Origin of the sequence: Spartinivicinus poritis (assembly GCF_028858535.1) — a bacterium.
In the GTDB taxonomy this organism is placed as follows: domain Bacteria; phylum Pseudomonadota; class Gammaproteobacteria; order Pseudomonadales; family Zooshikellaceae; genus Spartinivicinus; species Spartinivicinus poritis.
Genome location: NZ_JAPMOU010000085.1, coordinates 1 through 11,860, shown reverse-complemented (window position 1 = coordinate 11,860; position 11,860 = coordinate 1). Strand labels below are relative to the sequence as shown.

Below are 11,860 nucleotides of genomic sequence, written 5' to 3'. Positions count from 1 at the left end.
TCCCCTTCGTCTAGTGGCCTAGGACACCGCCCTTTCACGGCGGTAACAGGGGTTCGAGTCCCCTAGGGGACGCCACTTTTAACTGCCAGTCATTAACATCAGCAAAATAAAAATCACCTGTGTTAGTTATTACTAATAGAAGGTGAGCCCTAAAAAGACCCACATAATTGAATTTTATTACCGCTTCAAATAGGCGGTTTTTTGCGTTTACTATTAACTTAGTGATAAGTAACTACTTGGTTTGTTGGCAGTAACTTTGCTGTATCTGTATGCTTATTGTCGTTATATGCCTAATATAACTGTGTATCTGGTGTATCAGGTATAATAAGCCATATAGTGCAGGTTTTGGTGCTAACTAAGCGAAGTGGTTAGTTTTCTTAACAGGTGTTGGATTTTTAGTTATGAATGATGCACTGATAGGTTATTTTGCTGCATTTTGTACAACATTAGCCTTTTTACCTCAGGTATTGCATATTATTAAGCACCGAGATACTGCGGGCATTTCAGTCTTCATGTACTGTATTTTTGTATTTGGTGTAGCGCTATGGTTAGTATATGGGATTATGCTGGGCAACTGGCCAATGATCATTGCTAATGTTATTACACTGATACTTTCTTCTATTGTACTCGTGTTGAAGTTAAAGCATGGTTAGCTAACTAATGAGTGTTAGCTAATAGCTTCGTAGTGGATGATGACTATTAATCTGGTTTGTCAGGCTTATGTAATGTAACTTGTATGGTATCAATACGGTTACATAAAAAGCCGGCAATACAATAGGCCAGATAATATTGCCATGTTTTCCTGAATTTTTTGTTAAATCCCATTCCTTCCAACGCTTCTTGACAGTTGTTGAAGTTGACAAGCCAATCTTGAAGCGTGCGTCTGTAGCTTTCGCCAATACTAATCAGGTTGCTTACTTGCAGGTTATGCTGCTCTGCTAGGCTGATCACTTTGCTACGTGTAGGTAACATGCCGCCAGGAAAAATATACAGTTGAATAAAATCGGGCCGATTGCGGTAGCTTTCAAAAAATACTTCATTAATCGTAATAATTTGTAAGACAGCTGTGCCGCCAGACTTTAAGCAACTTGCAAGCTTTGCAAAATAGATATGCCAATATTGTTCTCCTACTGCTTCAAACATCTCTATGGAAGCGATATAAGAGTAGGTATTGTTTAAATGGCGGTAGTCTAACCGTTTAAAATTGACAGCTGCTGAGTTAGCTTGGCTAGAAAATCGTTGCTGACAATAGTGAAGTTGTTCATTAGACAGAGTAATACCGAGCACTTTGCTTCCTTGTTCGGTTGCATAAGCTGCAAAGCCTCCCCAACCGCAACCAATTTCGAGGATGGTTTCTTCTGGCTTAGGGTTTAATTGTTGATATATTCGTTGATACTTATTACGTTGTGCTTGTATAAGTGTATCAGTAGGTTTTTGATAAATGCCACTAGAATAGGTCATTGTTTTATCTAGCCATAATTGATAAAACTCATTACCCAGGTCGTAATGAAACTGGATATTCTGCTTTGATCCTAACAGAGAGTTTCTCGCCCTAAAGTGTAACCATTTATTTTTTAACCTATTCCAAACAGCCATTAAAATAGAGGACTTGAAGTAAGGTTCGTTAGTAGCAAAAAATAATAGGCAGTTAGTTAAATGAGTGGTAGTCCAGTATCCTTCAATATAACCCTCCGCAAAACCAATATCTGATTTACGCATTAAAAGTATTAATAGTTTGGTTAGATTGTTGATGGTTATATTAGCAGATGGACCTGTTTGTTTTCCTTCTATATGATAAGTATTACCACCATAGGAAACAGATATGACTCCATATTGAGTGTTGTTGAGTAACTTAAGCAGTTTTTTTAAACAAAATTTTTCATACCAGTGGATGCTGGAATGTTGGTTAATAGAATTGAGAGAACTTCTTAACATTGTTTAATCCTTGCTATTTCTGTAATTAGGGTGAGGATAGAAAGTAGCACCTTTTAGCCAAATTTTTAATGCTTGCCAATGAATCATTACAATCACTTTCCATGTCATCAAAGGAATTGATAAAAATACCTTTAGTAAATTACTAGAAGAAAAAGGTATTTCTTTAGCATATTGATTGGCAATCAAAAGCAAATTATCTTCTTGATATTGGTGTATTGATATTATTTTTATAGTTGGGTTGTCTTTAAGCGTAAACTGGTATCTTGCATCCATACTAATAAAAGGGGATACATGAAATGACTTATCGGCTTTGCCGGTAAGGGTTTTAGCTTGAGTACAGTTAATGACATAGGTATGAGCTTCTTTAAATGTATTGTGTACTTCTAAAATAGCTGCAATTAATTGAGAATCTTTATAGCAATACCAAATGGCCAGTGGATTAAAAGAGTAACCTAAAACCCGGGGAAAGCAAAATAATTCAATATTATCTGGTTGAATGCTGATACCGGCTTTAAGTAATGATTGATTTACCCATGGCCGAAGCGCCATTTTACCTTTTGGCCCGAAATCAGCTTGATAAAAACTAAATAGGTTCCATTTATTCAATGATATAAATTTACTTCTTGAAAAAGTCTCTTCAAGTTTATCGATATTGACTGCAATGCTGAAAACGCGATAGGTAAATCGGTAGCGTACTGGAAAAAAACGTTGATGAGATACTTTTCCAATAAATAGTCGTGGCGTATTGTCTATTAATTCATTTGTTGCCATGGTGCTTCACAGTTAAGTTGATTGGCTACTGAAAGAGCAGACTTAAAACCATCCTCATGAAAACCATAACCAGTATAGCTACCACAAAACCAGCTTCTTTGTTGCCCTTGAATGCAGGCAAGCTGTTGTTGAGCTTGAAGGGCATCTGTATTAAATACGGGGTGCTGGTATTCGATTACTTTAACAATTTTTTGTTGGTCAGGCTCGATAACTGGGTTAAGGGTTACGAAAAATTGCTGTTCAGCTGGTAGCTTTTGCAGTAGATTCATCCAATAAGTGACAGACACTTGTGAGTCCTGTTGTGCGCGCAGGTAATTCCAGGCTGACCAGGCTCGCCTGTTAGTGGGCATTAAGCGGTTGTCACTATGAAGAATAGCAATGTTTTTTTGGTAATTGAATGCTTTTAATATTGAGGCTTCTTGAGGAGTAGGTTTATCGAGTAATTGAAGGGTTTGGTTAGCATGACAAGCAAAAATCACTTGATCAAACGGATGTTGTTGGTTATCTGAGGTAATAACAACAGTGGAGTCTTGATTACGTATGACTTTTTTGACAGGTTGATTTAATTTAAAAATACCATTAAATCGTGCTAAAAATGCTTTGATATACCGATAGCTACCACCATAAACAGAGTACCATTGAGGGCGATCATTAATGTTTAACAGTCCATGATTATAAAAAAACTGCAATAAACTCGTTGCTGGAAACTGCAGCATTTTTTTTATTGGGCAAGACCAAATTGCAGCAGCCATAGGTAATAAATAGTTTAGGTTGAAAAAAGAGTTAAACTTGTTGTCCTGCAAAAAAGACTTAAGCGTAACATCAACTGATGAATTATTGGCTAAAAATTTTTTAGCCAATTGATTAAATCGAATGATATCGACAAGTAACTGCCAGAATTTAGGATTAACCAGCTGTCTACGTTGGCAGAATAATGTGTTTAAGTTGCTGCCAGCATATTCCAGCTCGCCACTATTGACAGAAACACTAAAGCTCATGTCGGTTGGCTGGGTAGTCACACCTAGCCAGTTGAAAAAGGCGGTTAGGTGAGGGTAATTGGCCTGATTATAAACGATAAAGCCAGTATCCACAGGAATGACTTGCCGGCCAGCTACTACCTCAATTGTATTAGTGTGGCCTCCAAGGTAGTTGTTTTGCTCAAAAATAGTGATTTGGTACTGCTTCTGGAGCAGCCATGCTGCGGCTATTCCAGAAATGCCAGAGCCAATGATGGCGATTGTCGGTTTGCTCATGGTCGTTATTTCTTGTACCAGACTTTACATTTGTATAAGAATAGCTATAGTTTTGTATAAGTTCAACTGGTTTGTAAAGGATAAGAAGTTGTGCAGAATAGTCTTTTTATTTCATTATGTTATGTAAATGGACATTAGCTAACGATGAAAACAGTGTGGATTGTAGGCGGTAGTACGGGAATTGGGTTGGAGCTGGCAGTTCAACTGGCTTGTTTGGGCCATAGAGTGATTGTGTCAGCACGTAACACCAACAATCTTGTACAATTGGTCGAGCAACGACAAGTTTCAGTTCACATGCTGACAACCCTTCAATTGAATGCAACTGATCAAAGTGCCTGTATAAAAGTGTGGCAAGAAATTAATCAGCTATATGGCAAAGTGGATTGGGTTTTTTTAAATGCAGCTGTTTATGAGCCAGCCCCAGTCGTCCCATTTGATCAGAGTAAATGGAAAAACATTGTTCACACTAATATTGATGTTGTGTTAAACCCATTAGCCGCTATTTTAGAGCAACCTGGCTTAATACCTGAACAGTTGTTTATTACGGCAAGCTTAGCAGGTTATCGCGGACTGCCAAAAAGTGGTGGTTATGGGATGAGTAAAGCGGCATTAATTAATTTAGCTGAATCAATACTGCCTGAATTAGCTGCATTGGGCTGTCGGGTTCGGCTGGTCTCACCAGGGTTTGTCTCTACACGAATAACGGCGAAAAATCGTTTTAGAATGCCGGCATTAATCTCTGCCGAAGAAGCTGCTAGACAGATTGTTAAGAAGGTTAATGCAAATTCATTTGAAATTACTTTTCCTTGGCGTTTTGTTATTTGGATAAAAATACTACGATTATTGCCATATCGTTGGTTTTTTTTAATTACTAAGCGCATGGTCAAACAGTAAGGGTTTGGTAATATGGAAAAAATTGCTGTAATAGGAGCTGGTGTAGCAGGGTTAACCTTAGCTCATCACCTAAAAGATATTGCAGAAGTGACCTTATTTGAAAAATCACGAGGGGTGAGTGGACGATTAGCCACTCGATATTCAGGTGACTATGTTTTTGACCATGGTGCCCCTTTTTTTACTGTACGCAATAAGGCTTTTAGAAACTTTATTCAGGATGCCATCGACAAAGGACTGTTAGTTGAGTGGCAACCCAAAGTTATCACATTGGAAAACATAAGTAGGCACTATCGGCGGGACTGGTTTGAGCCTCACTATGTCGGTTTTGCAAAAATGAACAGCTGGTGTAAAGCACTGGCCAAAAATCATAAAATACAGCTAAATACAAAAATATCAAGCGTTCAAAAGGTCACAACACAGTGGCAATTGATAGATACTAATGGGAATGCAACAGAGCTATTTGATTGGGTTATTTCAACAGCACCTGCACCGCAAACTCAAGAATTATTGACATTGGCTTTTTCTCGCTATTATGCCTTTCAACAAGTTGAAATGATGCCTTGTTTTTGTCTAATGGTTGGCTTTGAACAACCTGTCGACTTGCCCTGGGATTTGGCAAAGGTGAAAAACTCCGCCATTCAATGGATTTCGCTTGAGAACTCTAAACCAGGGCGTGATCATCATGTTACTTGTATTGTTATTCAGTCAACAGAGGAGTGGGCCAATGAATACCTTGAACATGATCTTGGCTGGGTGAGCGATCAGTTATTAACAGAATTTGTTAATTTGGTCGGTTTGCCTATACCAGAAAATGCTCATATTGATATTCATCGTTGGCGTTATGCTGGAGTAAACTTAAAAAATGATACTAACAATCCAGTTCAAACAAAAGATCCTTTTTTGTTAGATCCGGATCAACGTTTAGCAGCCTGTGGTGACTGGTGTCTTAATGGTGATGTTGAGTCAGCTTTTCTCAGTGCCTATGAATTAGCTAGAGACTTTCATAGGTATTTGAGCTAGCGCTAAGTAATATAATGACAGGACATCTTACATGAGCATACTCATCATAGGTGGCAACAGTGGTATTGGTCAGCGTTTAATTCAATATTATTGTAAGCAATCCACGATGGTATTGGCGGTTAGCCGCTCTGAAATTAGTTTTTCTCATCCTTCACTTAGCACATTCAAAGCCGATTTAGCAAAGCAGCCTGAAGTAGTGTGTGATTGGCTAAACAGCAAAGTTAACAAAACCAATGCAAAGCCAAGTATTGTCATTAGTTGTATAGGGTTATTACATACTCCAGAGACATTGCCAGAAAAATGCTTGCAAGCTGTTAATCAAGACTTTTTTCAGTTAAATATGCAAGTCAATTGTTTTATGAATATTCTGTTGGCTCAGTGTTTAGCTAAGTTATATGGACGGCGTGATAGTTTTAAAGTCATTATGTTGTCGGCAAAAGTAGGTTCAATTGCAGATAATCAATTAGGTGGCTGGTATAGTTATCGAATAAGTAAAGCGGCATTAAATATGTTAGTGAAAACCTTAAGTATTGAGTGGCATAGAACTCACCCTAATGGTTGTATAGTAGCGGTACATCCTGGTACCACAGATACAGAACTATCCAAGCCTTTTCAGGCTAATTTGGCGGCTAATCAGTTATATTCTCCCCAGTTAACGGCACAACGAATTGCCAACATAGCTGAGCAACTAACAGTAGAAAAAAGTGGTCAGTTGTTATTTTGGGATGGTAGTGTATTGCCTTATTAATAAGGGCCCCCTTACACTTGATCAATGTTTTTATTTAGCCATTTTGCTCGTAGTATAATTTGTTTTTGAATCGCTTTTGGTTTGTTTTCCCAGTTTTTAACTTGCATAGCTAGACGAGGATGCTTAGCTAACCACGCTTTATGTTGATTAACAAAATGCCAATATAAAGTAGTGAAAGGGCAGGCAGTGTCACCTTGGGCTTGTTTGGGGTTGTAAGGACAATGACGGCAGTAATTAGACATTCTGTCAATATAAGCCCCACTGGCAATATAAGGTTTTGAGCCAACAATACCACCATCAGCAAATTGGCTCATCCCAATGGTATTTGGTATTTCCACCCAAGCGACTGCATCAACATACATGGCTAAATACCACTGATGTACAGCGATAGGCTTGCTACCCCAAATTAAGGCAAATAACCCAGTCACCATCAGTCGTTGGATATGATGGCCATAACCCTGATTGAGCACTTGGTTAATAGACTCTTGCAAACAAGTCATGTTGGTTTTGCCTGTCCAATAGAAATCAGGTAGGGGCTTTTCGGTATGAAAAAAATTAAAGTTTAGCCATTTATTGGCATTGGCCCAGTATAGCCCTCGAATGTATTCACGCCAGCCTAGTATTTGGCGAATAAATCCTTCCACAGCATTAATAGGGGCTTTACCTTGGTGGTAAGCAGTTTCTGCTAGTGTTATCACTTCTCTAGGGTTGAGTAATTTTAAGTTTAGGCTGCTGGAGAGAAGGGAGTGGTATAGCCAAGCTTGATTTGTCCACATGGCATCCTGATAGTCGCCAAAAAATGGCAGGCGATTTTCGATAAAATCATTGAGTGCTTGACGTGCCTGCTTACGATTAATGGGCCAATTAAAATGTGTGAGTTGTCCAGGTAAATCTGGTAAATATTGGTTAATATCACTGATAACACTTTTAACAATACTATCTTGATGAAACGTAATGGGGGAATCTGTTGGTGGAGGCCCTTGTTTACTGAAAGATTTTCTGTTGTCTTTGTCAAAGTTCCATTTGCCTTCTAGCGGCTGTTGTTTGCTATCAACTAAAATATTTCTGGTTTTGCGTAAATAACGATACCAGTACTCCATCCTGCTTTGTTTTTTGCTTGCTAACCAATGGGTGAATTCTTCCGGGGTGCTAAAAAAGTGTTGATCGTCCAGCCATTGCAGCTTGAGGCTTTGGGTTTGGCAAAAATCACCAATTTGTTGCTTAATACGACAATCACCAGGCAAAACACAGTATACCGCCTGGGGTTGAAATTCTGTTAATGTTTTTTGTAATGCTTCTGCAAAACTCTTGAGTTGTAGGCTGATATTCAGATAGCAAACAGTGACATCCTGCTTTTCTAGCTGTTTTGCAAAGTGTCGCATTGCAGCCAGAAATAATACGGTCCTGATTTTGCTGGAAATAGGCTGGGTGGATTCTTCATACACCTCTGCCATCCAGGCAATATCCTGGTCTGGATCAAAATGCTGCCAAATCAAGCTATCGTTGTTTAGCTGATCACCAAGAATGATACAAAGGTTACGAATTTTACGCATCTATTGTTGGCTCTTAACCAAGGTTGCTAGAAAATTAGTATTCAGTTCTGTGCTATGTAAAATTCCCAATGAGTCGAGTTGATTTGCGTGAATAGTACTTGCATCACCTATGACTCCTAAGGGTTTGTCAATGGTATTTAACAGCTGTGGTATTTCTCGTTGAAAAAGGGTGCTCATTGCGTGATGACTGACAAGTATTACACTATCGAAATGAGCGTTGGTTGTTATGTAACTGATTTCATTGATTGGTAAATGAGGGCCAAACAGTTGTATTTGATAATTATAACTCACCGCTATCAGTGCTGGAAAAAACAAATAAATATCGGTTGATTCCGTAGGAGGGGCTATCAATAAAAGTTTATCACCCGTTGCCTGTTTATTGGCATGATACAGCTTAATATTGAGTTTATTATGTAAATATTGATAGAAAAAAATCCATTCTGCCTGGCTACCATATTCATTTTGCCTGGTATTTTCTAGAGTTTTTAATACAGGTAAAAGTAATGAATCGCCGACAGTATTAACAGGGTAAATAGCTAATGCTTGATTACATAGGTCATCAAGCTTTGACTCGTTGAAATGCTGGACAGCCGTTGAAATTTGCTCTTGATAAGATAACCACTGTTCACTGTTGGTTGATTTTGTTGATGGGGTTTCAATAGTGTTTGGTTGGTTACTTTGTCTTGCTAGTAACCCTTTAACTTTACTGACAGCCACACCACGATTTATCCATTCAACAATTTGGTTGATTAGCTGAATGTGGTCACTTGAATAAAGGCGGTGGCCTTTAGCTGTTCGATGTGGCTTAATTAACCCATAACGACGCTCCCAGGCTCGTAGCGTAACAGCATTAACCCCAGTTAGTTTAGAGACTTCCCTAATGGGTATTAATTGTGAGCTGTCGGTATTTTCAATTGTCATGATTACGATAGATTGCCATTAACTAAGTCAAACTAAATAATAAAACGATATTGTAATTATAAAAAGATTATTTGCTATCACCACAGGCGTCTTGGACTTGCTCTATGGTGACAATCATAAATGGGTAAATATCTGTACAGCAATCATAGGTACCTTGTTTATAGTTGATTCCTTAGTCCAAGCGTTGGAGGGTGAGGGTTCAGATAAGTTTGTAACTTAATATAGTCATTTCCATATTGTTCGACATAATGGTTGATGAGTGTGACAGGCACTATCAAAGGTAGTATGCCAGAGCGATAAGACTCGATTGAGTCAAGAATTTGCTGTTTACTTTTTGCTGATGTGTTTTTTTTCAAAAAGCCTAAAATATGCTGCAAAACGTTGCTATGGCTTTTACGGGTGGCCTTGATTGAAAGGATTTTCATAAAAGCTGTAATATAGGTGTCGGCTAGTTGTTTTATTGGCTTGTGAGCTATTTGGGCAACGATACGGCCCAGCGAACGGTAACCTGTTTGTTGATGGGCCATCAACAAATATTTATAGCGGCTATGAAATTGAATAATAGCTTGCCTCGACGGATGTTGAACGACAGTTGTTTGCCATTCATGATAAGCGAAAACACGGTTGATAAAGTTTTCTCTAATAACTGGGTCGTGCAATCGGCCTTCTTCTTCAACAGGTAACAGGGGATAGGCTTTCATTAATGCTTTAGCAAATAATCCAACACCGCCACCTGGTTGAGCATAACCATTACTTGCATAAACTTTAACCCGTTCCATACCGCAGCTAGGGGATTTTTGCATTAAGATGTAGCCACTTAAGTGAGCTAACTGTTGCACTTTGTGTTGGGAAAACTCTACCAATGCTGCAGTGACATCCTCTTCTGGGTGGTGAGTTTTAACGGCGCGTGGGTTTGTAATGTCGCCAACCAGTCTAATTGGCTCTCGTGGGATTCCCAAACCGATTCCTACTTCTGGGCAAACGGGTTCAAATTGGAAGTGCTCTGCTAGCTTTTGGGTACAATATTTTGAGTGCTTGTGACCTCCATTAAATCTGACTTTCTGGCCGAGTAAACAAGCGCTGATACCAATGTGAGGCTTTTCTTGGTGTGAACTCATTACACATACTCCCTGGCGGTTAAGAGTTTGTATTGTACAATTTAGTATTTTTGTATAAGTTTGTAAAGATGAGCTTGCACTACAAATCCTTTAACTTGAATTTAGTTATAAAAAACAGTAGGTTATGGCTTAGATGATCTTTGACTAATTGTACAAGTTTGTTATAGCACATTATCGGTTAGCGGTTGTTCCTCTGTTGTATATAAACTAAGTTATGGGCAGCTTAAGAACTATTACGGAGTATCGCGTGATTGATGCAAACCTATTACAGCTTTTGGTGGATAACGCTAACGATGGCATTGTAGTTGCTGAGCAGGAAGGGGATGAGCACATACTTATTTATGTCAATAAGGCCTTTGAGCGATTAACAGGTTATAGTGCTGAAGAAATCTTATATCAGGACTGTCGCTTTTTACAGGGAGATGATCGTGATCAACCGGGCATCAATAATATACGGTTGGCATTGAAAAATAATCAGCCAGCCTGCGAGCTCATCAGAAACTATCGTAAAGATGGTTCAATGTTTTGGAATGAACTGCGTTTAACCCCTGTGTTTAGTAATGAGGATCAACTTATGTACTACATAGGTATTCAAAAGGATGTTACTAAACAGCAGGAGATGGAAAAGCGCTTAAAAGTATTAGAGCAAGCTGAAAAATAAATGTCAGCCTTCATACTATGAAAGAAATGGTTCACTGATAGGTGTAACTAATATCAACAACATAATTTTCATCTGGGTTTTTTAATAGATTGGAAATCCCTTGGTATCGAAGTAACCGTTTGGTTTGCTTGTTGTATGTCACTTCAATCGGGTCTGCTATCCACCTCAATAACATATTATCTAATGCTAAACGAAAGGAAACGGTGGTTTCGGTTTGCTGGATTTTTTTGGCTAAAAAACCATAGGATTTGCCATTAAATAGGGCAATAAAACGAAACTTTATGGCCTTACCTTGAGTAAGAGGCTGCCAATTTAGTTTAATCATCGAATCAAACCCTGCATCAACAATAGTATTCTTATCCAGTAATGTTTGAGTGCTGGTAATAATTTTGTTCTCCACTTTTTCAGTGATAATAATGGTATTGTCTATGACTTGAGAGCGTTGCTGGTAATTCAGTCGATAGTCAATAAATTCGATGCTGGGTGTTTTAGGGAGTTTATAGTTGACGGTCTTTTTTGCTAGTAGCTGATCGTTAGGGCCGTAGTATTTGACAGTATCAGTGATAGGTAGTTGAGTGAGCTGATTGATGTTAAGCTGGTGATGTTCTTGGTATAAAGGTTGTTTAGTTTGATGGTCGACAGCTGTTCCTATGACAGTGATTAGGGTTGAGTTGGCAAGCGTGTTAATACTGTATAGTAGGGTTAAGCTAAACAGCCAGTCATTGATAATAGCGATCATATACTAACCTTAATACCCATCGCGAATTTATACTTTTTGCCTTGGCTGTATACTAGTGGCTGAGATGGCTTTTTGTTGGTAAAAGTCAACAAACAATAATAATAAAGGAAATAAAACCAGCCAGCTAACAAAGATAACCCATAGGCCATTGGGACCAGCCCATTCAAGGTTAACCTTTAACCAATTGTAATAACTTTGCTGTTGACACATGTTTATGACTTATTCTTCTCACAGGCTTAACGCCTGG

12 protein-coding genes are annotated in these 11,860 nt (G+C 38.5%); 5 read left to right on the top strand and 7 right to left on the bottom strand.

The window, feature by feature from the left end; all coding sequences use genetic code 11:
* The first annotated feature begins 401 nt into the window (after positions 1 to 401).
* Positions 402 to 653 (top strand): SemiSWEET transporter, encoded by a 252-nt coding sequence (locus tag ORQ98_RS27790; protein WP_180569728.1) that lies wholly within the window; start codon positions 402 to 404, stop codon positions 651 to 653.
* Between the two features lie 46 nt (positions 654 to 699).
* On the opposite strand, the gene ORQ98_RS27785 is transcribed toward ORQ98_RS27790, so the two are convergent.
* Genes ORQ98_RS27785 through ORQ98_RS27775 form a run of 3 tightly spaced genes read right to left on the bottom strand, consistent with a single transcriptional unit; the run spans position 700 to position 3,959 of the window.
* The gene (locus ORQ98_RS27785) at positions 700 to 1,935 is read right to left on the bottom strand and encodes an SAM-dependent methyltransferase (protein WP_274692092.1); all 1,236 of its coding nucleotides are present in this window, start codon (positions 1,933 to 1,935) and stop codon (positions 700 to 702) included.
* A gap of 3 nt (positions 1,936 to 1,938) precedes the next feature.
* Positions 1,939 to 2,706 carry a DUF1365 domain-containing protein gene (locus tag ORQ98_RS27780; protein ID WP_274692091.1) on the bottom strand — a complete coding sequence of 256 codons (768 nt, stop codon included), beginning with the start codon at positions 2,704 to 2,706 and terminating at the stop codon, positions 1,939 to 1,941.
* Complete coding sequence (locus ORQ98_RS27775) at positions 2,688 to 3,959, bottom strand: NAD(P)/FAD-dependent oxidoreductase (protein WP_274692090.1); 1,272 nt, start codon at positions 3,957 to 3,959, stop codon at positions 2,688 to 2,690. Before ORQ98_RS27775 ends, ORQ98_RS27780 begins: the two co-directional genes overlap by 19 nt.
* Before the next feature lie 144 nt (positions 3,960 to 4,103).
* Here ORQ98_RS27775 and ORQ98_RS27770 point away from each other — a divergent pair, with 144 nt between their 5' ends.
* Genes ORQ98_RS27770 through ORQ98_RS27760 form a run of 3 tightly spaced genes read left to right on the top strand, consistent with a single transcriptional unit; the run spans position 4,104 to position 6,621 of the window.
* Complete coding sequence (locus ORQ98_RS27770; RefSeq protein ID WP_274692089.1) at positions 4,104 to 4,853, top strand: SDR family NAD(P)-dependent oxidoreductase; 750 nt, start codon at positions 4,104 to 4,106, stop codon at positions 4,851 to 4,853.
* 12 nt (positions 4,854 to 4,865) lie between these two features.
* The gene (locus ORQ98_RS27765) at positions 4,866 to 5,873 is read left to right on the top strand and encodes an NAD(P)/FAD-dependent oxidoreductase (protein WP_274692088.1); all 1,008 of its coding nucleotides are present in this window, start codon (positions 4,866 to 4,868) and stop codon (positions 5,871 to 5,873) included.
* A 31-nt stretch (positions 5,874 to 5,904) separates the two neighbouring features.
* The gene (locus ORQ98_RS27760) at positions 5,905 to 6,621 is read left to right on the top strand and encodes an SDR family NAD(P)-dependent oxidoreductase (RefSeq protein ID WP_274692087.1); all 717 of its coding nucleotides are present in this window, start codon (positions 5,905 to 5,907) and stop codon (positions 6,619 to 6,621) included.
* An 11-nt stretch (positions 6,622 to 6,632) separates the two neighbouring features.
* Here the strand turns inward: ORQ98_RS27760 and ORQ98_RS27755 are convergent, their stop codons facing one another.
* From ORQ98_RS27755 to ORQ98_RS27745, 3 genes are all read right to left on the bottom strand, one after another.
* Positions 6,633 to 8,174: a cryptochrome/photolyase family protein gene (locus tag ORQ98_RS27755; protein ID WP_274692086.1), complete on the bottom strand. Its 1,542-nt coding sequence runs from the start codon at positions 8,172 to 8,174 to the stop codon at positions 6,633 to 6,635.
* Positions 8,175 to 9,095: a MerR family transcriptional regulator gene (locus ORQ98_RS27750; RefSeq protein WP_274692085.1), complete on the bottom strand. Its 921-nt coding sequence runs from the start codon at positions 9,093 to 9,095 to the stop codon at positions 8,175 to 8,177.
* Positions 9,096 to 9,253: 158 nt separating this feature from the next.
* Positions 9,254 to 10,213: a YbgA family protein gene (locus tag ORQ98_RS27745; RefSeq protein WP_274692084.1), complete on the bottom strand. Its 960-nt coding sequence runs from the start codon at positions 10,211 to 10,213 to the stop codon at positions 9,254 to 9,256.
* Positions 10,214 to 10,460: 247 nt separating this feature from the next.
* Between ORQ98_RS27745 and ORQ98_RS27740 the strand changes: the two genes are divergently transcribed.
* On the top strand, positions 10,461 to 10,874 hold the full coding sequence (locus ORQ98_RS27740; protein WP_274692083.1) for a PAS domain-containing protein: 414 nt from the start codon (positions 10,461 to 10,463) through the stop codon (positions 10,872 to 10,874).
* Positions 10,875 to 10,905: 31 nt separating this feature from the next.
* Here ORQ98_RS27740 and ORQ98_RS27735 read toward each other — a convergent pair whose 3' ends face one another.
* Positions 10,906 to 11,613 (bottom strand): hypothetical protein, encoded by a 708-nt coding sequence (locus tag ORQ98_RS27735; protein WP_274692082.1) that lies wholly within the window; start codon positions 11,611 to 11,613, stop codon positions 10,906 to 10,908.
* Positions 11,614 to 11,860: the final 247 nt, after the last annotated feature.